This is a genomic window from Acrocarpospora macrocephala (genome assembly GCF_009687865.1).
In the GTDB taxonomy this organism is placed as follows: Bacteria; Actinomycetota; Actinomycetes; order Streptosporangiales; family Streptosporangiaceae; genus Acrocarpospora; species Acrocarpospora macrocephala.
The window spans coordinates 1-23,397 of record NZ_BLAE01000038.1; the positions used below are offsets into that span (position 1 = coordinate 1).

Consider the following 23,397-nt stretch of genomic DNA (forward strand, 5'->3'; position numbering starts at 1 on the left):
GTCCTGGTCACCCGGCTGGCCGCCTGCTGGCGCAGCCGCACCCCCTACCAACTCCGCGATCTCGACGGCCGCCCCCTCACCGTGGAGGAGGCCAAGGCGATCTGCGCCGAGCGATACGCGGTCAGCGACGCCGACCGCGCCAAGAACCGGCCCAAACGCGCCAGCACACGGCTGAAACAGGGCACCAAACAGGGCACGAAACAGGGCACGAAACAGGGCACGAAACAGGGGACGAGCCGACGCGGTCAGGAGTCGCCACACGACGCTCCGGCAGCCGGCCCGTCCAGCAGCAAGGCTACCCGCCACACGACGGCCTGACCGGCCCTCACCACCCCCAACCGACAGCGCGAACGCCGTGACACCCAGTCCCGGCGTCGACCCCGCCTACCCTGATCCTTCAAAGCTTGATCGGCTTGACTTCCGTTAGGAACTCAAAACCTGGCCTTGATTCACGACAAAACCGCAGGTCACACGCCCCGCAAAAAGATCTACCTACCCGCCGCCATCCGAAGAGCCAGCCGCCATGGCCCCATCTGGAGCAGGACACCAACCCGCGGACCCTCAACCCGGCGAAGAACGACCGGTGCAAGATCCGGACCGCTTCAGCTCCATCGATCCTCGCGATCATGCGCGGCTACGCGATCGGCGCGCTGGGCCTGATCAGCCGAAGGCAGGCGCGATAGCCACTCCCGAGCCTGGGCAAGGTGGGTGTCGGTGAGGCCGAATCTGGGGTCGACGTGGATCAGGAGGAAGTCGCCGACTCCGGGGTGGCTGCTGAGATATTCCTGGTCAGCGGCATCGAGCATGTCATCGAACCAGACGAACGGCCTGCGCCGCACGTAGGCGGCGACGGATCCGGTCTTGAAATGCTCTCCGCCGGACGAGGACAGATAGTCGCCGATGGGGATGACCGGCAGGCGGGGCAGCCCGATGCGCGGGCTGATCTCGTCGTTGGCCTGTTCCTCCCACGTGGTGGCCCACACCAGCTCGGCGCCGCACTCGCGGGCCATGGTGAGCAGTTGCGGGCCGTGGCGTGGGTCGAGCAAGATCTTGTACGGCTCGCCGTCCACGATGCCGGTATAGCGCCGCCACGCGAGCGACGAACGGCGTGACGGGTTGAGCACGCCGTCCACGTCGAGCAGCACCATCGGTGTCATGGTGATCCTTTGCGGAGTTCGAGAGCGAGTGTCCGCAGCCAGGGCTGAGCGAAGGCGGGTTCGGTGGCCAGGTGGCGCGCTATCGCCGTCCGGGTCGGATGGCTTCGGCCCTGCTCAACATAGGCGACGGCCTCGGCCAGCGCGTGGGCGACCTTCTCGCTGCGCCGAGGTGCGGTGACGGTTTCGTCAGCCCAGAGGGTACGTCGGAAGGACGGGGCGATCTTCTCCTGGGAGTTGCCGAGGTAGTCCCACAGAGTGCCGGGGATGGACACGTTGGTGATGGCGCTGCGGGGCAGTTCATCGGTCCAGTCGGCGTCCTGCCACCAGCGCCAAGTGCTGGGGCTGGTCTTCTTGCGTGCGGTGATGCCCAGAAAGCGCAGCTTCAGCCGGATGACATCCCATGTCTCGTGTTCGTCGGCGATCCAGTCGCGTAGGAAACCGTACAAATGGGTGAAGGTGTGGCCCCCGTAGACCAGGTCGGCGAAGACGATCGGGCGCGCACGGCGGGCCAGGCCGTACGGGCTGATGCCCATCGCCTCCAGGTTGATCCGCAACTGTCGGACCTCGTGGACGAGCAGCGGTGCCTCGAACCGGTAGGAGAACGGCAGCAGGCAGACCCGGTCCGAGCGTGAGGTGCCGGACAGCGCGCCGGAGAGCACGTCAAAGATGCTGTCGGCGGAGCGGCCGACGAAGTACAGGTCGCCATCGCCGCTGCGGGCCAGGACCTTGGCCGCGCACTCGATCAACGGCTCCAGAAAGCCCAGCGCGACTTCTTGGCCATCCAGGAGCGTGCCGAGCTGGTCACGGCGTACCAGATCCCACCGGAACGGCCGGTACGGGGTCGTCACGGAACCATGGTTACGGAACCTGCCAGTCCGAAGCATCCGGTTTCTCCACCGGATCGTCGCGGCCTCCTACCGGCGCAGGGACCGGTTCAGGACATCCGTAACCTGCTATGGCACGATGACAAAAATAGTGTCCCAGTGGGGGCCTCATGAAGAGGCTCAAGCGAGCCGTAGGAGGCGACACGCCTTGAGTGGGGCCCTGCACGGGAGTGAGCCTGATCATCCCTCACGTGAGGCGGTCAGGGAACGCAAAGTCGTCAAACCAACTCCCTCCGAGCTTATGGAGGACACCGGGACCGGTCTGGACTACGGGATCCGGCCGGACCGCATGCCTGGCTACATCACCCCGATCGATCGCTTCTTCCTTCGCAGCCACGCACCAACTCCCCATCTGAACGCCGCGACATGGTCGCTCCGGATCGAAGGGAGTGGAGTACGCGAACCGATCACCTACACCTACGCCGATCTGTGGGAAATGCCGCTGGTCTCAATGATCCGCACAATCGAGTGCGCCGGTAACCGCCGCACGCTGTTCGGCGAGGAGCACGGACACAAGTTCAATGGCACCCAGTGGGGTCGCGGTGCGATCGGCACCGCGGAATGGACCGGCGTCCGGTTGCGCGACCTGCTCGAACCCGCGGGGATCACGCCGGATGCGTGCGACGTCATGCCCGAGTCACTCGACGAGATCCACGCCCGCCGGCCCATGCCGCTGGCCAAGGCACTCGCCGACGACACCCTGCTCGCGCTGGCCATGAACGGCGAGACGCTACCGCCCGATCACGGGTACCCGGCTCGGATCGTGGTCTCCGGCTGGCTCGGCGCGGCCAGCATCAAATGGGTGGGCCGGATCGAAGTCTCCGAACAACCCCTGCACGTTCCGTGGAACACCGAAGACTACGTGCTGATCGGCCCGGACTACCCTCCGCAGGCGCCCTCACTAGGCATGCCGATCACCGCCCTACCGGTGGCGAGCCTGGTGGAACTGCCCTGGCCAGCCCAGCTGCGGCCGGTACCGCAAGTCATCCGGGGGCGTGCGTACGCGGGAGAGAACCGGGTCACGTCGGTCGAATACCGCATCGACGAGGGCTCCTGGCAGGAGGCGTCACTCGCTCCTCCGGAGATATCGGCGGCGTGGGTACGCTGGCAGTTCAGCTGGCATCCCGAGCCCGGCGATCACATCATCCGGGTACGCGCCACTGACGACCAGGGCCAAACCCAGCCCGACACCGTCCCATGGAATGACCTCGGCTACCTCTATCACCCGGTGCTGTCCCACCCCATCCGAGTCGAATCCATGCCTTGAGGCCGTAATAGGGCTCGGAGAACAAGCGAACGATAGCTGCCGCATACGCCAGATGTTGACCTGCGGGTTTGCTGCGGAACGGCCGATAGAGGTTCGGCGAGGGCGCGGGGGATGGGGTCGACCAGTTGGGTGCCGATCACGATCAGGGAGAGTGGGAGTCTCCCGAGGTGCCTCTCGCGTTGGTTTGAATGATCACGAGGTTCGTGCTTGTGATGGCAGTGTTGGTACGCCGCGACCTGTCCAAGGACGTTGAGTTTGTTGGCTCTTCGTCATGAGGACCTTCTCTGGATCATGGCGCACCTTAAAGTCCTGCTGAGACGAGACGTGGGCCGGCCGCCCGCAGGCGAGGCATCCGGGTGGTACGCGGATCAAGCGCCTACATCCTCGATACAAAAGTGTGATTAACATCACAGGTCGTAGATCGATTCACCGGACCATCGCGGAGTGTTATACATAATAACTTAAAGTGATGTCGAAATGTGTCTAATTGTTACGAACATCGACATTTTGCTTCCCGCCTTCAAGCGGAATAAACGTCGATTCGACGGGAAGGGTGTCGGCCATGCCTATTGGATCGCGGCTAATTCGGAGTTCCCGGCGCCCCGATCCATCGCAGAGGTCGTAGCTTTCTTCTCAAAGGATTGTCACGGCGGGGACGGATTGGCCTCCTGCTGCCGCTGTGATAGATCTTCCTTGTGAGGATTTCGATCAGCGGATTGGCGATCCCAAGTTCGACCTTCAGCGTAGAAGGCGGGAAACGATGATCGTTAATAATGGAGTCAATGATCCGGCTTACTCCTGCCGGGGACTCTAATGTCGGGGAGTCGGAGAAGGCGGACCAGGTCAGCGCTTGAAAGGACGCCCGCTGCCAAATCCGGGCAACGGAATGCGAGGCCTGCACAGCACGCTGCCGCTGCCAGGTGGCAGAGGCTCTGGCCAAGGGCGATCGGCACCACGGGGCGGAGGGTGGGCCTCGTCTTAGGCCTCGGGGGCACCGGACTCGGATCCGTGATGATCCTCAAGGGCTATGCCCTGCCAAGCGCAGCTGGAGTTCTCGGCTTCATCGCCTCTCTTCCTGTTCTCGTTCTCGTGATCCTGGCGCTGGCAGCCTTAGTGTCGAGCCGCGAAGGCGACACGTTTCGGAGGCGGGTCTATCTAATGGAGACCTTCCTAATGCTGCTGACTGGTCGTTCGCGGGGCACAACCAAGCTCCCCGATGAGATGGCGGTAGACAGCGAGACCGGGGCGCAATCTTCCTCAGCGATTCCCTCTGGGAGATCGGAAGAAGCCCTGCGCGCGAAGCTCCTGGATGCCGAAGCCAAGGTCAAGGACATCGAAGCGGTGCTGAAGATCTATCGGACCGCGCTTCAGCTTGCTGTCGTCCAGTGGGGGGCTTCCAGTGCGGAGTCCGGGAAGCTAGCAGCAGCATTCGCGGGTGAGATAGAGCAAAAGATCAAAGATATGGCGCCAGATCACGCGGAGCTCAGGTCGAGTAGTAAGGCCCGCAGGAGACGAGGTGGACGAGCGCTGGCTTCAGAGAGGCCAGAGGGAGGTGGTTCCGCAATAAGCGCAGCGCAGCCCTGATGCTGGTCTTGAAGTCCTGGCAACACGCAACTCCGCCGTACTTCGCTGAACGGCCCAGGTCGAGTGGGGGACCTTTGCCGGCGAAAAAGCGAAGCCGACCATGAGCAGGTCGGCCGTCGCGGACGCGGATCGCTCACCAGGCGAGCCAGAGTTCCTGCCAGGTCTTGTCATCTGGGAGATCGGTCTCCGGCAAGTTATGCGCGTGCTGGAATTTCCGCAGCGCCCGGCGGGTGTTCGGCCCGAAGTCCCCGTCGGCGCCGTCGGGACCGACGCTGAAGCCGTGCTGGATCAGCAGTTCCTGCACGCTGCGCACATCCAGTTCGCCGATGATTCCCGCAGTCGCCGAATTCGGGAAGGACGGGACACGGGACGGCGAAGATGTGCCGTTGTAGGCGGGCCTGCCGTACCCGACGACGTGGCGCAGGTTGCGCGAGCGGCGCGCCACGACGTTTGACGTGTTGCCTTCGATCGTCTGGATCGTCGTGCCGGAGCGTACCTTCTCCACCACGCCGACGTGCTGGATCCCCGGCTCGGAGTCGGGAAAGTCGAAGAACACCACGTCTCCCGCGCGAATGCCGGTGGCTCCCTTGTGCCAGCGTTCGTTCTCCTTGAACCAGTTGGCATGGGAGGGCGTGAAGGCGAAATCGCCCACGATCTTGAGCATGTCCGTGCCGCCCGCCAGGAGCGCGCACTCGGCGAGGAACATGTCACACCATTTGGCTCCGCTGAATATGGGGGTACGGTGGCGGATGCCGTACCGGCGGCCGAAAAGGGACTGGCTGCGCCCCTCTCGGTAGCCTTCGAAAGCGGCCATTATCTTGAGCAGGTCGCTGGCCTTAGGCATCGGTGGCCACCTCCCGGTCGATCGCGTCGTAGTCGGGGGCCTCCAGCGGCAGGTCCGGATCGTCCGGCTGGGGCGCGCCGTCCCCGGGTTCTGAGGGGAGGATCGGATCATCCTCGGGGGAACTTGTCATACTTCACGATGGCGTTCACGATTTTGTCCGCGCATGAGTAGACCCGTACTCATTTCCGGACCCACGGGAGGCCCGTGAATGCCTGGTGAGATGTTCCCGCCATTTGGCGGGTGGTTTCCGCCGCGTGGCGCTCGATCGGGGCGCGGGGCCGGATCACGATGCTGGTAGGCGGTGATGTCAGCCGCGCGTAACACCATCGACATCCAGGAGCCGATCATGACCGTACCCACCCCGCCGCCGTTCGACCCGGAGCTGGCGGCGGCGCTGACCGTGATGGCGGATTTCATACCGCCGTCGCTGACGATGGAGACGCTGCCCGCGCTGCGCGATGCGTCGTTCATGCCGGAGGAGGACTTCACCCGCGGCGGCGCGATCGACGTCACGGAGCTGACCGTCCCCGGTCCGGCGGGCGAGCCCGACATCTCGCTGCTCGTCCTGCGCCCGGCGGGGGAGACGGGGCCGGTGCCCGCGCTCTACAACATCCACGGCGGCGGCATGATCATGGGCACCAACCGGCTGATCCCCACCGAGATGCTCGACATGGTCGTGGAGCTGAAGCTGGCGGTCGTCTCGGTGGAGTACCGGCTCGCGCCCGAGCACCCGCACCCCGCGCCGGTCGAGGACTGCTACGCGGGCCTGGTCTGGACGGCCAAGCACGCCGACGAGATCGGTGTCGACCCCGGGCGGATCGTCGTCGCGGGCGCGAGCGCGGGCGGCGGGCTCGCGGCGGCCGTCGCGCTGCTGGCACGCGACCGGGGCGGCCCCGCCCTGATCGGCCAGCTGCTGATCTGCCCGATGCTCGACGACAGGAACGACACCGTGTCCAGCCACCAGATGGCGGGCCTGGGCGTCTGGGACAGAACCTCGAACGACACCGGCTGGACCGCGCTGCTCGGTGATCGGCGCGGCGGCCCCGACGTCTCCCCGTACGCCGCGCCCGCGCGGGCCACCGACCTGTCCGGCCTGCCGCCCACCTTCGTCGACGTCGGCTCGGCCGAGACCTTCCGGGACGAGGACGTCGCGTACGCCACCGGCATCTGGCAGTCGGGCGGCGTGGCCGAACTGCACGTGTGGCCCGGCGGGTTCCACGGGTTCGACATGATGGCGCCGCAGGCCGCGATCTCGCAGGAGGCGAAGGCGGCGCGGCTGAGGTGGCTGCGGCGGATCCTCGGCGCCTAGCCGCACCTGGCGGGCTGAGGCAGGATGGCATGGTGAGAGAGCTTGCCGGCAGGCTGGCCGCGCTCGACCCGGACGCCAGCGCCGCGGTCCAGGTCATCGCCTACTTCGACCGCCTGGTGGCGACCAGGGCCGGGCTGGAGGCGATCGTCCGGGGGGCGGCGGTGCTGGCGGGCTGCCCGGCCCGCCTCATCGATCCCGATCACCGGGTGAACGTGCGCGTTCTGGGCGACGGGCGACGGGACGACGCCGCGGTGCCGCCCGATCCCGCCTGGCTGCACGCGCCGCTGGGGTACGAGCACGCCGTACTGTGGCTGGAGCGCCCCGGACCCGCCGGGGCGGTCGACCTGATGGTCCTCGAACGGGCCACCGGCGTCGCCCGCGACGCCCTGGAGCGCACCCGCGGCCGGGCCCCATCGGGCGGCGATCCCGCCTTGGTCGAACTCCTCCTCGACCCGGCCGCCACCGAGGCCGACCGCCTGCACGCGGCCCGCCGGCTCCGCCTCCCCGAGACCGGCGTCTGGGCCGTGGCCATCGCGGGCGTCCCACCCGTGATCGAACACGCCGGCACCCGCGGGCGCGTCGACGGCCGGCGAGCGGGAGTCGGGACAATCGGGCGGGTGGCCGATCTTCCCGCCTCCTGGATGGCGGCCAAGACCGCGCTGCGGTTCGCGGCCGAAGGAGACGAGCAGGATCCGGGCCCAAGGGTGGTACGGGCCGACGAGCTGGGCGGCCTCATGGTCCTGGCCGCCGCGGTGGGCACCGACAGCGAGCCGGCGCCCGACGTCCGGGCTCTCGACCACGCGGGCACCGCGGCACCCTGGATGCTGGCCACCCTGTACGCCGCCGCGTCGGAACCAAGCCTGCGCACGGCCGCCACCGCCCTGACCCTGCACCACTCGACTCTCCAGGATCGCCTCACCCGAGCGGAGCACCTACTCGGCTGGAACGTCCGCGACCCGCAGGGCCGCCTCCGCCTCCAACTCGCGTTCGCCCTGAGACGCCTGCACCGGCATCCCCCTGCGTGACACCGAGCCGCCGCGTCACCATGATGGCGCTTGATCTCCGAGTGGCCGCCGGAGATGAGGATGGCCGTGCCTGGGAAGCGGATGTTACGTGGGCTGGTCGGACGTGAGACGTCCGAGCAGTTCGATGAGGCAGGTGAGGTCGTCTTCGGACCAGTCCTGGGTGCGGGCGTAGAACTCCTTGCCCCGGTCCTCCAGAGTCGCCGCGACCCGCCGGCGGCCGCGCTCGCTGAGCCCGACGATGATGCTGCGCCGGTCGCCGGGGGCGGGTGAGCTATCCAGCAGGCCGAGCGATCGCATCTTGCCGATCAGGGTGCTGGTGGAGCTGCGGTCCATGCTGACGGCTTCGGCGATGGCGCTGGGCCGCGCGGGCCCGAAGGCGTACAGCCAGCGCGCGATGTGGAACGCGGCCGGTTGCAGGTCGGCGTGAAAGTGCGCGGCGCTGCGCTCGCTCAGCGCGCGGGTCGCGCTCAGCAGGGCGTTGATCTGCTCGCCCAGCGCCAGTTCGAGCTCGTGCCGGCTGCTCTCACCGCCCTCAGAAGTAGTTTGCATATCTAAACTATAGTCACCTACGATGATGGGCATATGCAAACTACTTTGGAAGGCCTTTCGAGCCCGCAAGGGCGGCGGGGTGTCGCTGCCGGCGGTCACGCTGGGGGTGTCGCCGGCGACGACGATCCTGGCCGTCGCCAACGGTGACATCACCACAGACCTGGGCGTGGGCCGCATCCGAACGCCGGCTCCGCACCGAATGACCCGTCACCACGACCTTGGACAGGACCGTCATGCAGCCCGTCATCGTCATCACCGGCGCCACCAGCGGCCTGGGCCGCCTGGCCGCCCTCGACCTCGCCCGGCGGGGCGCTCACCTCGCGATCACCGCCCGCGACCCGGACAAGGCCGAACAGACCCGAGATCAACTCCGCGCCCACGCCCCTCAAGCGGAGATCGAAGTGTTCCTGGCGGACTTCACCCGCCTGACCGACGTGCGGCGCATCGGCCGCGAGATCGCCGACCGGTACGACCACATCGATGTGCTCATCAACAACGCCGGCATCCACGCCTTCACACCCCGCACCACGCCTGAGGGCCACCCCGAGATGATCACCGTCAACTACCTCGCCCCCTGGCTCCTCACCCGCGAACTCCTGCCGGCCCTGCGCCGGGCCCCGGCCGCCAGGATCGTCAACGTCGCCTCCCAAGCCTCCCGCCGCCACGGCACCCTCCGGCTCCCGCAGGACCTGACCGAGACGGTCCCGTTCACCGCACGCGGATCATCGCAGCACTACGGCAAGACCAAGCTGCTCGACATCATGTTCACCCTCGAACTGGCCCGGCGCCTGGCCGGCACCACCGTCACCGCCAACTGCCTGGATCCCGGCTTCAACACCACCGGCCTAGGCCGCGAGCTCCGCTTCGCCGCCACCCTGGAAAAGATCCTCACCCGGCTGTCGATCGGCGACCCCGCCCGCGGCGCCGGCCTGATCGTCACCCTCGCGACCGACCCCGCCTTCACCGGCCGCACCGGCGGCTACTACACCGTCCGCAAACACCGCCAGATCCTGCCCACCCCACCCGGCGACGACCCCGAACTCCAGACCCGGCTGTGGCGCGAAACCGAACGACTCCTCAACGGCTGAACCCGACGCCTTCCGCCCGGGAGCCCTCGAAGCCTTGCGTGACAACTTCTGTTATCTGGCAAGAATGCTTCCGAGGACCTGTGCCAGCTAGGGACGGCCCGCCCGGTGCGCTTCGATTCTCGGTTATCTGGCAACCTTGGCGGACTACACCGAGATCGCGCAACTCGCTGACCAGCGCTGGCGAAATTCATCTGCCCAGCTCAAGAGCAGCTTCGTTGGATTCGCGGCCGCTGCTCAGGTGAGCCCACCAAGGCTCACAGGCGTAAGCCCGTGGATCATCTGTCGAGTGCATCGAGGAAGACGTCGGCGACAATCTCCCCATGGCTCAGACGACGTTGCGGAGCAGCCGCATCCTGCTGGTCCCGCTCGCGGACGAACACCTGGAACACGAGGTCGAACTGGACGCCGACCCCGAGGTCATGCGCTATTTGGGCGACGGCCGTCCCCGTACCCGCGAGACGGTCGAACTCCTCCACCGCCAACGCCTCGCGGTCGCCGACTACGTTCCAGGGCTGGGTTTCTGGGCTGGTTTCGTCGAGGGAACTTTCGTCGGCTGGTGGATCCTGGAACCGCCGCAGCGCCCCGATCAGGGCCCAGTCGAAGGCCAAGCCGAGCTCGGCTACCGGCTCCTACCGCGCCACTGGCGCCAGGGCCTGGCCAGCGAGGGAGCCCGCGAGCTGCTCCGGCACGGTTTCGAAGATCTTGGCCTGAACCGCGTCTTCGCCGAGACAATGGCGGTCAACACCGCTTCTCGCGCGACCATGGCCACGATCGGCATGGAGCATATCCGTACATTCTTCATGGAATGGGAAGATCCACTTCCAGGCAGTGACCTGGGCGAGGTCGAGTACGCGATCACCAGGCAGTGGTGGCTCGCCCATCAAGTCCAGCCTCGTCATCGTTAAACCAGGAGCCATCTGATCACGCTCCAGGCAGGATGTTCCGGTGAACCCTGTCCTGTGCGGGCTCGCCGCCAACCCAGCCCTGCCCGTTGAGCTGGTCGATCGGCTGATCGCGGTCGCGGACGAGTACATCGCCGCGGATCTGGCTGATCGCGAGGGCCTCAGCCGTGCGCAGGCGCTCACGCTGGCCTCGCGCGTTGAGGGGACTGCTGTCACGCTTGTGGGCCGGGGCTTGCTGACGGCCGACGACGTCGATCCCGTGGCCCAGCCGCTCGCCGCGCTTGCCCTGCTCGCCGAGGGCGTCGGCCGCCCTGAGTGGGCACGCCTGTTCGCTGCGGATCCGGACGCCGAGCGCCGGGAGAAGCTGGCGGCCTGCCTCGGCCTTCCGCCCGATGTGACGGAGACGCTCGCCGCCGACTCGAACGTACGGGTCGTCGCGGAACTCGCGCTGTGGACGACGGCGGACATGGCCGCCCGGCTCGCGGGGCATCCGCACGCTGAAGTCCGCCGTGCGGTGGCGGTCAACGAGGCGACGCCACCGGCCGTGCTGGCCGCGCTGATCACCGGCGAAGGGCTGCCGGCAGCGCGATGGTGTCTGGTCTGTGACGGCGAAGAGACGCCGTCCCCCGATCTGTGGGAGCCCTCCTGCGACGGCTCCCACGAGTCCACCGTTGACCGGACTCGCCAGGCCGTGCTGTGGAACCCGGCCGCGCCCGCCGGAGCCGTCATCGGCTTCGCCGACCATCCTTCGATGCAGCTGCGCTGGCCTCTAGCCATCCGCCCCGACCAGCCTGCAGAAACATATGAACGACTCGCCGATAGCCCGGAACCCGTCGTCCGCGCCGCCCTCGCCGAGAATCCCGCCATTCCTGACCACCTGGTACGCGCGCTGGCCACCGACCCGAGCCACGACGTGCGGCGCAACCTAGCAGCCAATCCGCACGTGCCCTTGGAGGTGCTCACCTCTTTGGCCGGTGCCGCCAAGGTCGCCCAGACCCTGTTGCCGCGGATCGCAGCCGCCTCTCCCGCCGAGGTCGGGGAACTGGCCCAATCACGGGATTCGGCCGTACGGATGCTCGTGGCTCAACGACGCGATCTGCCTGCCGAGATCCGCGACACGCTCGCCGCCGACCCAGACGCGAAGGTGCTCAAGTCCATCGCCCCGCACCCGGGCCTGTCGGAAGCCCAACTGCGCGCCATGGTCGACCGGCACGGCGTGCGGGTCCTCGCCAAGGTGGCCACGAACCCGGACGCTTCACCGGCATTGCTGGAGGCCCTGACCCGGCACCAACCACCGGTTCAGAAGGCGTTCCGCGAGATTGCCCGGCACCCCGATGTCACGGCCTCGGCGTTAATGGCCTGCCTTCGTGACCACCAGGCCAGGCGCATAGCCGCAGGCCATCCGTCACTGCCGTCCCAGACCATCACCGACCTGCTCGCCGACGAAGTCTGGCAGGTGGCGGAGTCGGCGGCCGCCAACCCCTCACTGCCGCGTGCGTCAATGTCGAAGCTTGTGTTCCGCCAAACAGGACATTGAAGGACAGCCAGGCCAGACGACGCAGCAGGCCGCTGCCGTCGTAGGGGGCGCAGACAATTCAGGAAGTGCATGCCATGCCCCGGCGGCCTCATCACGTCCTGACCAGGTGCGTTGTGAGCGTGCGCCGCCGCGCCCTCAGGTTCGCGTGATTTCTCGGCCGAATTCTTCTGAATTGCCGCTTGAAGTCCGTACGTCCCGTGGGCATAGTGGTGCAACCACCGGCGTATTACGCGGTGGTATGTGTTCTTGGGGGCGAGCCAAGATCATAGTCGGTAGCGCACTTTATGCGCGGAATGGGACGTGAAGGTTGAGCTCGCCGCCGCCGATTCGGTCCAAGCTTCTCAGAATCCTGTTGATTCCCCTGATCTCCATGATCGCTTTGTGGGGGTTCATCGCCTACTCCAGCGTCCAGGAGATCGTCGACATCTCCCAGAGCCAGGACCGCTGGGAGGCCATCGGCTCACCGGTGCTGCAGTTGATCGTCGAGCTTCAGCGGGAGCGCCAGCTCTCCGCCGAGGCGGTCCGCGGCACCGGAGCCGACCAGCCCTTGGCGGAGCAGCGCCGGGTCACCGACAGCAAGGTGGCGCGCCTGCGCGAGGCGATCGGGTCGGTGGACTCGGTCCCCGAGAGCGGGACCCCCGCCGCCGTGCGCGCTCTGGTGGAGTCCCTGGACGGGCTGAACGACCTGCGCTCGTCCGCCGACAACGGCAGGCTCACCCCTCCGCTCAAGGTCATCGACGCGTACGACGACCTGATCGGCGTCGCCAACCGGCAGTTCAGCGATCGTGACGCGCTGAGCGACGTGTCGTCGTACCGCGCGGTGCGTGGCATGTCCGCCTACAGCGCCACCGCCGAATACCTGGGCAGGGAGCACGCCGTGCTGACCAGCACGATGGTGCACCAGAAGATGACCCCCACCGACCGGGCCGCGTTCGTGGCCGCGATGACCAGCCGCAGGCTCGTCTTCGCCAACGCCGACCGGGACATGGGCCCCGACTTGAGGGAGCGCTACCAGGATCTCCTGAACGGCGGCCCGTACCAGCGGCTCGTGGACGTGGAGGACAGGCTCTTCGTGTGGGACACCAACGGCGCGCCGCCGGTGGATCCCGCCGAGTGGAAGAGCGACACGGAGACGATCCTCAACACGATCAACCAGGACACCTCGCAGGAGCTGGGCCGGGCCGCGGCGGAACAGCAGGCGGCCAAGACCGCGGCGTACTGGCGGATCGGCCTGGTCCTGGTGCTCGGCCTGATCGCGGTCATCCTGTCGGTCGTGCTGTCCTACCGGTTCGGCCGGTTGCTGATCAACGAGCTCAAGCGGCTTCAGGCCTCGGCCGTGGAACTCGCCGAGGAGCGCCTGCCCCGGCTGGTCGAGCGGCTGCGCAGGGGCGACGACGTGGACCCCGCCACCGAGGCCCCGGACCCGGCCCCCGCCGACACCGCCGAATTCGACCGGGTCGTCCGGGCGTTCTCGGCCGTACGGCGCACCGCCGTCGAGGCCGCCGTCGGCCAGGCGACCCTCCGCAAGGGCGTCGGCCAGGTGTTCCTCAACCTCGCCAGGCGCAACCAGGCGCTGCTGCACAGCCAGCTCAGCCTGCTCGACATCATGGAGCGCCGCGTCGAGGAGCCGGAGATCCTGGAGGATCTCTTCAAACTCGACCACCTCACCACCCGGATGCGGCGGCACGCCGAGAACCTGATCATCCTGTCCGGCTCCGCCCCGGCCCGGAGGTGGCGCGACCCGGTGCCGCTCTACGACGTCGTACGCAGCGCGGTGATCGAGGTCAAGGATTACACCCGCGTCATCGTGGCGCCCATGCCGAACGCCCCGGCGCTGGTGGGCGCGGCGGTCACCGACGTGATCCACCTGGTGGCCGAGCTGGTGGAGAACGCCGCGGTCTTCTCGCCCCCCGAGACCACGATCCACATCCGGAGCGCGGTGGCCGCGAACGGCTTCGGGCTGGAAGTCGAGGACCGGGGCCTGGGGCTCAGCCCGGCCACGCTTGAGCGGGTCAACGCGCGGCTCGCCGAACCGCCGGAGTTCGATCTGGCCGACAGCGACCGGCTCGGCCTCTTCGTGGTGTCCAGGCTCGCCGCCCGGCACGGCATCAAGATCGCGCTCCGGCCCTCGCCGTACGGCGGCACCACCGCGATCGTGCTGCTGCCGTCCAGCCTGCTCGCCGCCGCGGAGGCGCAGGCTCATCCGATGTACGCCAAACTGGCCGGCCCCACGCGAGCACTGAGCGCGATGCCCGACACCTGGTCCCAGGGGACGCCGGACTGGTTCGCGGCCGAGCGGCAGGAAGTCCCGGCGCGCAGGACCCCGCCCGTGCCGGACGACGACGATCTGGACGGGTTGCCGATGCGGGTCCCCCTGGCCAACCTGGCCCCGCAGCTTCGCGGCGCGCCGTCCCAGGAACAGCAGGACGTCTCCGTGAGATCTCCGGAAGAGCTCCGGAAACTCATGTCGTCGATGCAACGCGGCTGGCAGCAGGGCCGTACCCAGGTCGAACAGGGACACGACACGTGGAATAGAAAGGACGGCCATCCCGATGCACAACCCTGGAGCTGAACTGAAGTGGCTGCTCGACGACCTCACTCAGCGTGTCCCCGACATCCGGCACGCCATCGTCCTGTCCGCCGACGGTCTGGCCATGGGCGGCTCGCGGGAACTGACCCGGGAGGACGTCGAGCACCTTTCCGCCATCTCCGCGGGAAGCCACAGCCTCGCGCAGGGCGCCGGACGGCACTTCGGTCTCGGCGGCGTACGGCAGACCATCATCGAGATGGAGGGCGGCTTCCTGCTCGTCACCGGGGCGGGCCAGGGCGCCAGGCTGGCCGTGCTGGCGGCGGGCGAAGCCGAACTCGGCATGGTCACCTACGAGATGGCGCTGCTGGTCAAGCGAGTCGGCGAGCACCTGTCCACGCAGCCGAGGGGGACGGCTCCGGCACCCGCCTGGAATGGCCAGAAGCCGTGACAGGCCACGACCCCGGGCCGCTGATCAGGCTCTTCGGCCTGACCGGCGGCCGCGCGCGCCCGCAGGGCGAGGCCTTCGACCTGGTGGCCATCGTCACGACCGTCAGCGTGGCCACCGAGCGGGCGGACCTGATGCTGGAGCATCTCACCGTCCTGTCGTTGTGCCGCAAGCCCTGCCCGGTGGCGGACGTCGCGGCGCACCTCAAGCTGCCGCTCAACATCACCCGCGTGATTCTCGGCGATCTGCGCCGCGAAGGCCTGGTGACCATCGACCGGCCGCGTCCGGTGGCACAGACGATCGACGAACGCATCTACAGGGAAGTGCTGAATGGGCTACGCCGCCTCTGAGTCCGGATCTACCGAGGTCGCCTCGGCGCTGGCCATCAAGATCCTCATCGCCGGCGGCTTCGGCGTCGGCAAGACCACCATGGTCGGCACGATCAGCGAGATCCGCCCGCTGCACACCGAGGAACTGCTGAGCGAACGCGGCATCGGCGTGGACGACACCTCAGGCGTGGAATCCAAAACCACCACAACCGTGGCCCTGGACTTCGGCCGCATCACCATCCGCGAAGGCCTCTGGCTCTACTTGTTCGGCACACCCGGCCAAGACCGCTTCTGGTTCATGTGGGACGAACTGTCCATCGGCGCCCTCGGCTCGGTCGTCCTCGCCGACACCCGCCGCCTGCAGGATTGTTTCGCCGCCATCGACTACTTCGAACAGCGCGGCATCCCGTTCCTGGTCGCCGTCAACTGCTTCGACGGCGCCCGCCGCCACGAACCCGCCACGGTACGGCGAGCACTCGGCCTGGGCGACGCCACCCCCATCGTGCTCTGTGACGTACGCGACCGCGAGTCGGTCAAAGACGTGCTGACCACGCTGGTCATGTACGCGGTGGAGGGCGTCTTCAAAGCCTCCCGCCCCGCGTGACCGAACCGTCTTCGAAGTCGCGGCGTGCTGCTGGGGATAGCAGGAGTCCCGCGACCACGATGAAGATCATTATGGCGAGCGCCGGCTGGATGACGGACATCCGCCACACGGGAATCTGGGCCATGGCCGCCCAGTCAGGGGCTCGTACCTGAGGGACCAGTTCGGCCAGCAGTCGCGAGAAGGCGGCGGCGCACGCGCAGACCGACAGGACGACCGCGGTCCAGCGGGCGGTGGCCCGCCGGCGGAGGATGCCTACGGCGAGCGCGGCCAAGCTGACGACGAGGATGGCGACCGGTGGCAGTAGGGCCAAGACGAGGAGCCCATTCATCCCGATGGCTTCGCGGCGCGCCAATTCCAGGAAGACCCCCGACAACAAGGCGCCGCCGATCAGGAAGGCTGCCGCCAAGGTGGTGGTCCAGGACGCCCGGTGCTCCGCGTGATGCGTGCTCTGTCTGAGCAGATCTCGCGCGATTACGCCGACCAGGATACCGGCGGCGCCGCCGAAGAGAGCGCCGACAGTGGCCAGACCACCCAGCCCCAGGCCGAAGATTTCCGAGGTCGCGGGCCCGACGATGGCCCCGGCCACCGCGCCTGGGGCGGCGGCCATCATGGTGTGCCGCAGACCCAAGATATCGGGGTCCACCGCTTTCAATACATCCTTCTCCATACCTTGAGAGTGCGAGACGAGGGCTTCGCGGGTTATCCGTTCTCGTACTCAACCGGTTAGAGGGTTCAAACTCAGTTTCAACTACGACCGCCTCAACCACCTGCTAATAGATGGCCCGAAGGTCAACGATGATCATTTTGCCGTTCTGCTTGAAGTGGTAGAGATCGGAGTCGTGGGAGAACGTCTGGCGGGCGAGGCCGTTCTCCACGCCGCGCATGCCCACGAGACCGGCTTCGCCGGTTTTCAGATCCACCAGCGCGACGGCCACGACCTTGTGGGGCTCCCCGTACACCCGCAGAACGGAGAAACGGTCCTGGGCGATGGTCGCGCCCATGGTCCCCAGGGACGGGAGCCGCCGCTGAGCCGAGCCGTCCCGCGACTGGGTGGCCGCGTCCTGGTCACGGCTCCCGGGCAGGGGGCCGAGGCAGCGCGTGAGACCGCAGGTCCAGGAAGGGGGGATGACGGCGGTTCTGGTCTGGCCGGTCTCGACGTTGAGCAGTTCGCCGTAGGCGGGCAGGACGGCGGGGGTTGGGCTGGGCGAAGAGATCCGCAGTGGCCTGCCGAACTGGTCGGGCCACGCCATCCAGGGATAGGCGAGCAGGTGATATCCGGCGGTGCCGGGGACCCGGGCCGGAGGCGCGCCACCGGTCAGCGGGAGCCGCCAGAGGCCAGCGGTCGCGCTGGACCAGTAGACGTTCCCGCCTGCCACAGACAGTCCGTGGAACGGGTCCGCGTACGCCGTGGCCGACGACGATGCGTGGAGTAAAAGATCCCCTCGCAATCTGTCGGGCCGGGTGGTCGCGCGGACGGTCGCCGCTCCGCCGGTGACCGGGGCCGTCCAGATGTCGGTCACATGATCGCCCCTCTCACGGCGCACCGTCCGCCAGACGATGGTCCCGGATCCGACGGCGAAATCGGAGGCGGGCCGCACCATCTCGGGCCGGGCGACGAGGCGGGCCAGCTCCTTCACCTCGCCGGTCCGCAGATCGTAGGAGGACAGCAGGTCGGCCTTCTCGACACCTGACTGGGATTTGATCAGCATCCTGTCCCGGTCCAGGAAGAGGATCGGCGTGTACAGCTTGCCGTTCGGCAACCTCAAGGGGAGTTCCCGGACCGCCTCCGGCCAGACGTCCGTCAACGGGGGAGGCAGATCCGTGGCCGGGGCGGCGGCGGACGAGTCGACGCGGGCACGGTCCGGGAAAGCCAGCAACGACACGGCCACGGCGCCGACTGCGACGACACCTATCAGCAGCATCCGGCGGCCGAGCCTCGGGGCGTCGGGAGCGTTTTCCTCTTGTTCGCTCATCGGGCGCTTCCCCGGGGCCGTACCAGAGCTTCCCGGGTGAGGTCGGCGGCGGCGCGCACCGAACCACGGCAGCGAATCGGCGCGAACCTCGCGTAGTCGTCGTCTTCCACACCCCTTCAGACGGTACGGCGAGATGATTTGTTGCGCCCGGACCCTGTGCCTCGGGTACGGGTGGAGCGTGGCGGTGGCCGCCTCCCTCGCGTGGCCTGGATCGCCCGCGAGGGAGAACCTCCGGAGGGTGAAGGCGTCAGACACCTCGACCACGCCGGAGGTTCTCCCGTGCCACCGCCAACCCGGCGTCACCGCCCTCCTAGAGGGTGACGTCGAAACGGTCGACGAGCATGTAGGTGCCTGATCGTTTGACGCCGCGCAGGGTGTGCGTTCCCTGCGGCAGCCCACGGATGCTGTAGATGACCTGCTGGGTCAGGCGGGCGCCGCTGGAGGTGTCGACGGTGGCCCGGAGGACGTTGTCCAGGTAGATGTCCACGAGACCTTGGTCGGAGTAACGTTCCGACAGGTAGTCGATGCCGGTGCCGGTGAAGGTGTAGGTGAACGACGCGCCGTTGGTGGTCGTGTAGCGCACGTCGTCGTTGTAGTCACCGAGTCCGCGCGCGCTGCTGGTCGACCAGCCGGTGCCGTAGGTGGCCACGTTGTCGTTGAGGCGCCGGGTCGTGCCGGCTGTGGGGTACAGCTGCGACTGCGGCACGATCTGGGCGGGTGTGCTGGGGCTGGCCCAGGCGAGTTTCATGAAGGCCTCGCTGGTCCGGTCGGTCTGTTCCAGGCGGATGTCGTAGCGCCGGCCGGCGACGAGGGTCACGCTGCCCTGATCGACGGCCGCCGTGTGCGGGGTGGCGTTGTCGATGACCAGTTGCCCGTCGATCCACAGCCGCACGGTGTCATCGGACGCGGTGGTGAAGGTGTAGCGCTCGGAGTACCGCGGCTCGATCGACCCGGTCCAGCGGCCGGAGAAATTGTCGGTGCCGATCGACGAAGCCGGGGAGCCGCTGAAACGCCAGGCGTAGTTGACGGTCGCATCCGTCCGGGTGACCGCCGGCGTGCCGGTGAACGTGGGGTTGTTCCAGAATTCCGCCTTGAGTCCGGAACCGGTGCCGGCCGCCGTGGGGGCGGGGGTGACGATGTCGGCCTCGATGACGGTGGCGATGGCGTTGGTGGCAGCGCCGCTGGGCAGGAAGTCGTAGCCGTCACCGGCGGGTCGTACGGTCACCGGTGAGGTGCTGCCGAGCACTCGCGCGCCGGTGACCGTGAACGGCAAGCGGTGGCTGAGGTGCAGGGTGCTGGCCCAGGCGTTGACGATCAGATAGAGCTTGTTGCCTTTACGCGTGACGCGGCCCCAGGCCGGCTGGCTGACCAGGCCCGTGTGGCCGGCGCCGGTGATGGCGGCCCCGTTGGTGGTCATCCAGGTTCCGATGCCGCGCAGGGGATCGGCCTGCCCGGCGGTGACCGCCCCGGTGTCGGTGGGGCCGATGTTGAGCAGGAAGTTGGCGCCGTTGCTGGTCAGGGTCGCCAGGTCGCGTACCATCGTGGTCGCCGACTTGAAGGCGGTGTCCCAGGCGGCGTACCCCCACGTGTTGTTGATCGTCATGCAGGATTCCTGCAACTGGATCGACGGCGGGGAACCGGCGAGCGCCTGCTCGGGGGTGCCGAAGTCGCCGTCGACAGAGCGGCGCTTGACCACTCGGTTGTTGATGACGACCTGCGGCGAGATGCCACGGACGAACCGCTCCAGATCCTCGCCGTTCTGCGCCGACCACGGGTTGGTGGGGTTGGTTTCGCTCCATTCGCCGTCGAACCAGAGCACCGCGGGGTCGTACCCGGTCACCAGCTCCTGGAGTTGCGCCTTCATCCTGGTGACGTAGCCCGGGAAATTCGCGACGAAGTCCGGGTCATGCCAGTCCCAGATCGAGTAGTAGAAGCCGAGCTTGATGCCGTTGGCGGTCGCGGCGGTCTTGAGCTCGCGCAGGATGTCGCGGGAGAAGCCGGAGTGGTCGCGGAGGTTCCACCGGTTGACGCTGGTGGGCCACATGGCGAATCCGTCGTGGTGCTTGGCGGTGATGATGATGTACTTCTGACCGGCCTGCTTGGCCAGCTGCACGATGGCGTTGGCGTCGAACGAGGCGGGGTTGAAGGTGGCGGCCTTGGCCTCGTACTCGCTCCACGGGATGTTGCACTGCCGTTTGATCCACTCGGCGTCGCGGCACGTGCCGTATTGGCCCTTGAAAGCGGAATACGCGCCGAAATGGATGAACATGCCGAAGCGCGCCTCATCGAACCAGCGGGTGCGCGGTGAGCTCAGCGCGTCATCGGCGACGTAGTTGTCGCCCGGTGCGGCGGCAGCCGGTGCGGGCGACACGATGACCGTCGCCGTCAGTGCGACGAGCAGGGACAGGGCTGCTCGCAGGGATCTTGATCGCATGGATTCCTCTCTGGTGCCTGGATGCGATCAGCTCGCCGCTGCGTGCACGCCGCTACAGGCGGCAGCGAACCGGACGGAATGTGCGGTGCCACATTGATCTCCCGAAACATCCGACCTGTCAAGTGTGAAATCAGGGTTGTTAGGGATGCAGGTAGGTGCCTATCCTCGGCCAATTAGGTCATAGGCTGGCGTTGATCATGATTATGTCGGGGGAATACATTGGATGTCTTAGCTACGACCTTTGAAGACGCGCCCTAGCGGTCCCGACGAGCTGGTTTACGATGCTCAATCAAGACGACGTGCCAGTACCGGTGGGTCCCCATGCTCAGCCATGAAGCCCGAGAGGGCTCAGGCGGCGCGTGTGCTCCGCGGGTGACGCACGTCGGGACGCGACGTCTTGCGGGGGGCTGCCAGTTCACGTCGGATCCAGACGAACCATGTGGACGCTCTTGAGGAAGGTTTCGGAAACAGGTGAACACGGACAGCTCAGTCCAGCCGGGCGGCATCGACCCCTCCGTCCCCACTGCTGCAGGCATGTACGACTACTACTTGGGCGGCAAGGACAATTCCGCAGCCGATCGCCGAGCCGCGAACAAGGTGATCGCAGCGGCTCCCGAGGTGATTCTCATGGCACGGGAGAACCGTGGGTTCATCCAACGTGCCGTACGATTCCTAGCCCGCGACGCGGGCATCCGCCAATTCCTCGACATCGGCAGTGGCCTGCCCACCCAAGGCAACGTCCACGAGATCGCCCAAGCCGAGGCGCCAGACGCACGCGTGGTCTACGTCGATAATGATCCGAAGGTGCTGGCCCACTCGCGCGCCTTGAAGACCATCGAATCCAAGACCACGAGCGTGATCACGGCGGACCTGCGCGACCCGGATGCCATCCTCAACCACCGCGACACCCGGGCGCAGATTGACTTCGACCAGCCAATGGCCGTCCTGCTGGTGGCCGTCCTTCACTTCATCGACGACGAAGCTGACCCGTACGCGATCGTCGCCCACCTCCGCGACGCTATGGCCCCGGGTAGCTACCTTGTCATTAATCACGCCACCGCCGACGCCAGGCCGGACAACGCTGGTGGCGCCGCAGAGGTCTACAAGAACACCAAATACCCGGCCACACACCGCACGCGCCATCAAATCGAACGCTTCTTTGACGGCGTACACCTCATCGACCCCGGCCTGGTGTTCGTTTCCGAATGGCGGCCCGACCCCAAAACCGACATCACTCCGGAGGAGGTCTGGATACTCGGCGGCGTAGGCCGAAAGCCGACTCTAGATTAACGCGGCATGAGGCAACCAGTGGACAAAGAGCGCGCTCCCCGCGGGCTGTCGAACGGCCAAGAATGCGTTTGTCTGCTCGTTGTTTGCTCGTAACGTCGCGGTACGACCTAGCACGGGACCGCAGGCAGTGCTGCCTCTTCACGCCTTACCGCTTTGGCCTGGTTAGGTCAAGTAGTCCATACCATGGTGCGGCGGCGTTACCATCTGGCTCCCGCCCGAACCGGAGGACCGCGGAGTCGGCGGAAGCCTCCGTGCACTTTCCAGCGAGAAGAGCACCATATGCCGTCCTCGTCCGTTCCCAGGTGTCCGGTTCTCGATCCCATGGCCCGTGCGATGCACGCGGAGGCCGCCACGTTACGCGCTCAGGGGCCGGCGGTGCTCGTCGAGCTTCCGGGGCCCGTCTACGCCTGGTCGGTCACCCGGCACAGCGTCATCCAGGCGTTGACCGGTGACCCGCGCGTCTCGCGTGATCCCCACCGGCACTGGCCCGGTCTGGCCGACGTGCCCGAGGGCTGGCCGCTGGCCGCGGGAGTCCTGAACCAGAGCTTCCTCAACGCCTACGGCGAGGAACACCGTAGGTCCCGGCGCCGCATCGCCCCGTCGTTCTCGCCGCGGCGGGTCGAGCAGACGCGCCCGCACATCCAGGCGACCGCGGACCGCCTGGTCGAGGCGCTCGCCGCCCTGCCGCCTGGGGCGACAGCCGACGTGCGGCAGGCCCTGGCACTGCCGCTGACCATGACCGTCATCACCGACCTGTTCGGCGTTCCGGACCACCTGCGAGAGAAGCTCGCCAGCGCGATCGAGGCCACTCTGGATTGGACGGCCGACCCGGAGCGGGCCCTGGCCGCCCAGGCCGAACTCCACAACCGGTTCACCGAGTTCCTGCGGTACAAGAGAGAGCATCCAGCCGCCGACCTGACCAGCGACCTGCTCCTGCCGTCCGAGCCCGACGAGGAGCCGATGCTGGAACCCGAGCTGCTCGCCACCCTCTTCGTCACGATCGGCGCGGGCTACGAAACCGCCGTCAACCTCATCACCAGCGCCGTCCAGGCCCTGCTCACCCACCCCGAGAACCTCACCCGGATCCGCGAGGGAACCATCAGCTGGGAGGACGTCATCGAGGAGACGCTGCGTGCCGAGGGCCCGGTCATGCACCTTCCGCTGCGTTACGCCATCGAGGACATCGATCTCGGCGAGGGCGTCGTCATCGGTAAGGGCGACCCGATCATCATCGGCTTCGCCGCCGCCGGGCGCGATCCGGAACTCCACCCGGACCGCCCGGACCACTTCGACCCCACACGGACCAGCAAGGAGCACCTCGCGTTCGGCCACGGACCCCACTTCTGCCTCGGCGCGCACCTCGCGCGTCTGGAGGCGGAAGTCGCCCTGACCACGCTGTTCGAGCGCCTCCCGGACCTAGCCCTCGCCCACCCCGGGGAGCAGCCCGCCCGCATGCCATCGTTCATGCTCAACGGCCCCGTGGGCCTGGAGATCGTTCCCCATCCAGCGTGATGTCACGAAAGTCGCCGATCATGCCGCCGACTTGATCGGCGACTGGGCTCGGATATGTGATGATTCCCGCAGAGACCCGTGGATCACATGAGTTTGCGCACGCATTCGGCATGACCACCCGTGCGTGCGTATCC

22 protein-coding genes are annotated in these 23,397 nt (G+C 67.3%); 14 read left to right on the forward strand and 8 right to left on the reverse strand.

Annotated elements, in window-relative coordinates:
• On the forward strand, window positions 1-318 hold a 318-nt coding region (locus tag Amac_RS53920; RefSeq protein WP_218041400.1), incomplete at its 5' end, for a hypothetical protein.
• 284 nt (window positions 319-602) lie between these two features.
• Here Amac_RS53920 and Amac_RS31045 read toward each other — a convergent pair.
• Complete coding sequence (locus Amac_RS31045; protein WP_170322756.1) at window positions 603-1,157, reverse strand: HAD domain-containing protein; 555 nt, start codon at window positions 1,155-1,157, stop codon at window positions 603-605.
• Window positions 1,154-2,005: a hypothetical protein gene (locus tag Amac_RS31050; RefSeq protein WP_246268824.1), complete on the reverse strand. Its 852-nt coding sequence runs from the start codon at window positions 2,003-2,005 to the stop codon at window positions 1,154-1,156. Before Amac_RS31050 ends, Amac_RS31045 begins: the two co-directional genes overlap by 4 nt.
• Before the next feature lie 277 nt (window positions 2,006-2,282).
• On the opposite strand from Amac_RS31050, the gene Amac_RS31055 reads away from it, so the two are divergent.
• The gene (locus Amac_RS31055) at window positions 2,283-3,308 is read left to right on the forward strand and encodes a sulfite oxidase (RefSeq protein ID WP_170322757.1); all 1,026 of its coding nucleotides are present in this window, start codon (window positions 2,283-2,285) and stop codon (window positions 3,306-3,308) included.
• 1,008 nt (window positions 3,309-4,316) lie between these two features.
• Window positions 4,317-4,892, forward strand: coding sequence for a hypothetical protein (locus tag Amac_RS31060; RefSeq protein ID WP_155357979.1), 576 nt, complete (start codon window positions 4,317-4,319; stop codon window positions 4,890-4,892).
• Window positions 4,893-5,025: 133 nt separating this feature from the next.
• Here the strand turns inward: Amac_RS31060 and Amac_RS31065 are convergent, their stop codons facing one another.
• Window positions 5,026-5,736, reverse strand: coding sequence for a peptidoglycan-binding protein (locus tag Amac_RS31065; protein WP_170322758.1), 711 nt, complete (start codon window positions 5,734-5,736; stop codon window positions 5,026-5,028).
• On the reverse strand, window positions 5,729-5,866 hold the full coding sequence (locus tag Amac_RS53925; RefSeq protein WP_170322759.1) for a hypothetical protein: 138 nt from the start codon (window positions 5,864-5,866) through the stop codon (window positions 5,729-5,731). The genes Amac_RS31065 and Amac_RS53925 overlap by 8 nt, the downstream gene beginning before the upstream one ends.
• A gap of 216 nt (window positions 5,867-6,082) precedes the next feature.
• Here Amac_RS53925 and Amac_RS31070 point away from each other — a divergent pair, with 216 nt between their 5' ends.
• Both Amac_RS31070 and Amac_RS31075 read left to right on the forward strand, forming a co-directional pair.
• A complete protein-coding gene (locus Amac_RS31070; protein ID WP_155357981.1) occupies window positions 6,083-7,045 on the forward strand; it encodes an alpha/beta hydrolase in 963 nt (320 codons plus the stop codon).
• A gap of 29 nt (window positions 7,046-7,074) precedes the next feature.
• On the forward strand, window positions 7,075-8,070 hold the full coding sequence (locus Amac_RS31075; protein ID WP_218041401.1) for a helix-turn-helix domain-containing protein: 996 nt from the start codon (window positions 7,075-7,077) through the stop codon (window positions 8,068-8,070).
• An 84-nt stretch (window positions 8,071-8,154) separates the two neighbouring features.
• Here Amac_RS31075 and Amac_RS31080 read toward each other — a convergent pair whose 3' ends face one another.
• Complete coding sequence (locus Amac_RS31080) at window positions 8,155-8,619, reverse strand: MarR family winged helix-turn-helix transcriptional regulator (protein ID WP_155357982.1); 465 nt, start codon at window positions 8,617-8,619, stop codon at window positions 8,155-8,157.
• A gap of 233 nt (window positions 8,620-8,852) precedes the next feature.
• On the opposite strand from Amac_RS31080, the gene Amac_RS31085 reads away from it, so the two are divergent.
• The 7 genes from Amac_RS31085 (at window position 8,853) to Amac_RS31115 (ending at window position 16,054) form a co-directional block, all read left to right on the forward strand.
• On the forward strand, window positions 8,853-9,707 hold the full coding sequence (locus Amac_RS31085) for an SDR family NAD(P)-dependent oxidoreductase (RefSeq protein WP_155357983.1): 855 nt from the start codon (window positions 8,853-8,855) through the stop codon (window positions 9,705-9,707).
• 320 nt (window positions 9,708-10,027) lie between these two features.
• Window positions 10,028-10,612 carry a GNAT family N-acetyltransferase gene (locus tag Amac_RS31090; protein WP_155357984.1) on the forward strand — a complete coding sequence of 195 codons (585 nt, stop codon included), beginning with the start codon at window positions 10,028-10,030 and terminating at the stop codon, window positions 10,610-10,612.
• Window positions 10,613-10,652: 40 nt separating this feature from the next.
• Window positions 10,653-12,146, forward strand: coding sequence for a hypothetical protein (locus Amac_RS31095; RefSeq protein ID WP_155357985.1), 1,494 nt, complete (start codon window positions 10,653-10,655; stop codon window positions 12,144-12,146).
• A gap of 370 nt (window positions 12,147-12,516) precedes the next feature.
• Window positions 12,517-14,718 carry a sensor histidine kinase gene (locus Amac_RS31100; RefSeq protein ID WP_155357986.1) on the forward strand — a complete coding sequence of 734 codons (2,202 nt, stop codon included), beginning with the start codon at window positions 12,517-12,519 and terminating at the stop codon, window positions 14,716-14,718.
• Window positions 14,699-15,124, forward strand: coding sequence for a roadblock/LC7 domain-containing protein (locus Amac_RS31105; RefSeq protein ID WP_155357987.1), 426 nt, complete (start codon window positions 14,699-14,701; stop codon window positions 15,122-15,124). Before Amac_RS31100 ends, Amac_RS31105 begins: the two co-directional genes overlap by 20 nt.
• Window positions 15,121-15,471 carry a DUF742 domain-containing protein gene (locus Amac_RS31110; RefSeq protein ID WP_218041402.1) on the forward strand — a complete coding sequence of 117 codons (351 nt, stop codon included), beginning with the start codon at window positions 15,121-15,123 and terminating at the stop codon, window positions 15,469-15,471. The genes Amac_RS31105 and Amac_RS31110 overlap by 4 nt, the downstream gene beginning before the upstream one ends.
• A complete protein-coding gene (locus tag Amac_RS31115) occupies window positions 15,452-16,054 on the forward strand; it encodes a GTP-binding protein (RefSeq protein ID WP_155357988.1) in 603 nt (200 codons plus the stop codon). The genes Amac_RS31110 and Amac_RS31115 overlap by 20 nt, the downstream gene beginning before the upstream one ends.
• Here the strand turns inward: Amac_RS31115 and Amac_RS31120 are convergent.
• From Amac_RS31120 to Amac_RS31130, 3 genes are all read right to left on the reverse strand, one after another.
• Window positions 16,032-16,721, reverse strand: a complete 690-nt coding sequence (locus Amac_RS31120; protein WP_170322760.1) for a hypothetical protein — start codon at window positions 16,719-16,721, stop codon at window positions 16,032-16,034. The two genes, Amac_RS31115 and Amac_RS31120, sit on opposite strands and share 23 nt — an antisense overlap.
• A gap of 103 nt (window positions 16,722-16,824) precedes the next feature.
• On the reverse strand, window positions 16,825-18,027 hold the full coding sequence (locus Amac_RS31125) for a hypothetical protein (protein ID WP_155357990.1): 1,203 nt from the start codon (window positions 18,025-18,027) through the stop codon (window positions 16,825-16,827).
• A 310-nt stretch (window positions 18,028-18,337) separates the two neighbouring features.
• Window positions 18,338-20,461: an alpha-L-fucosidase gene (locus Amac_RS31130; RefSeq protein ID WP_155357991.1), complete on the reverse strand. Its 2,124-nt coding sequence runs from the start codon at window positions 20,459-20,461 to the stop codon at window positions 18,338-18,340.
• A gap of 471 nt (window positions 20,462-20,932) precedes the next feature.
• Between Amac_RS31130 and Amac_RS31135 the strand changes: the two genes are divergently transcribed.
• Both Amac_RS31135 and Amac_RS31140 read left to right on the forward strand, forming a co-directional pair.
• The gene (locus Amac_RS31135; RefSeq protein ID WP_246268825.1) at window positions 20,933-21,751 is read left to right on the forward strand and encodes an SAM-dependent methyltransferase; all 819 of its coding nucleotides are present in this window, start codon (window positions 20,933-20,935) and stop codon (window positions 21,749-21,751) included.
• A 321-nt stretch (window positions 21,752-22,072) separates the two neighbouring features.
• Window positions 22,073-23,263, forward strand: a complete 1,191-nt coding sequence (locus tag Amac_RS31140) for a cytochrome P450 family protein (protein ID WP_246268827.1) — start codon at window positions 22,073-22,075, stop codon at window positions 23,261-23,263.
• The last annotated feature ends 134 nt before the right edge of the window (window positions 23,264-23,397 follow it).

Bases quoted from the DNA above. Each gene is read 5' to 3' on its own strand.
- Amac_RS31080 (WP_155357982.1), bottom strand. From the start codon at position 8,619: ATGCAAACTACTTCTGAGGGCGGTGAGAGCAGCCGGCACGAGCTCGAA.
- Amac_RS31120 (WP_170322760.1), bottom strand. From the start codon at position 16,721: ATGGAGAAGGATGTATTGAAAGCGGTGGACCCCGATATCTTGGGTCTG.
- Amac_RS31105 (WP_155357987.1), top strand. From the start codon at position 14,699: ATGCACAACCCTGGAGCTGAACTGAAGTGGCTGCTCGACGACCTCACT.
- Amac_RS31075 (WP_218041401.1), top strand. From the start codon at position 7,075: ATGGTGAGAGAGCTTGCCGGCAGGCTGGCCGCGCTCGACCCGGACGCC.
- Amac_RS31130 (WP_155357991.1), bottom strand. From the start codon at position 20,461: ATGCGATCAAGATCCCTGCGAGCAGCCCTGTCCCTGCTCGTCGCACTG.
- Amac_RS31115 (WP_155357988.1), top strand. From the start codon at position 15,452: ATGGGCTACGCCGCCTCTGAGTCCGGATCTACCGAGGTCGCCTCGGCG.
- Amac_RS31100 (WP_155357986.1), top strand. From the start codon at position 12,517: ATGATCGCTTTGTGGGGGTTCATCGCCTACTCCAGCGTCCAGGAGATC.
- Amac_RS53925 (WP_170322759.1), bottom strand. From the start codon at position 5,866: ATGACAAGTTCCCCCGAGGATGATCCGATCCTCCCCTCAGAACCCGGG.
- Amac_RS31065 (WP_170322758.1), bottom strand. From the start codon at position 5,736: ATGCCTAAGGCCAGCGACCTGCTCAAGATAATGGCCGCTTTCGAAGGC.
- Amac_RS31070 (WP_155357981.1), top strand. From the start codon at position 6,083: ATGACCGTACCCACCCCGCCGCCGTTCGACCCGGAGCTGGCGGCGGCG.
- Amac_RS31090 (WP_155357984.1), top strand. From the start codon at position 10,028: ATGGCTCAGACGACGTTGCGGAGCAGCCGCATCCTGCTGGTCCCGCTC.
- Amac_RS31045 (WP_170322756.1), bottom strand. From the start codon at position 1,157: ATGACACCGATGGTGCTGCTCGACGTGGACGGCGTGCTCAACCCGTCA.
- Amac_RS31140 (WP_246268827.1), top strand. From the start codon at position 22,073: ATGGCCCGTGCGATGCACGCGGAGGCCGCCACGTTACGCGCTCAGGGG.
- Amac_RS31125 (WP_155357990.1), bottom strand. From the start codon at position 18,027: ATGAGCGAACAAGAGGAAAACGCTCCCGACGCCCCGAGGCTCGGCCGC.
- Amac_RS31085 (WP_155357983.1), top strand. From the start codon at position 8,853: ATGCAGCCCGTCATCGTCATCACCGGCGCCACCAGCGGCCTGGGCCGC.
- Amac_RS31055 (WP_170322757.1), top strand. From the start codon at position 2,283: ATGGAGGACACCGGGACCGGTCTGGACTACGGGATCCGGCCGGACCGC.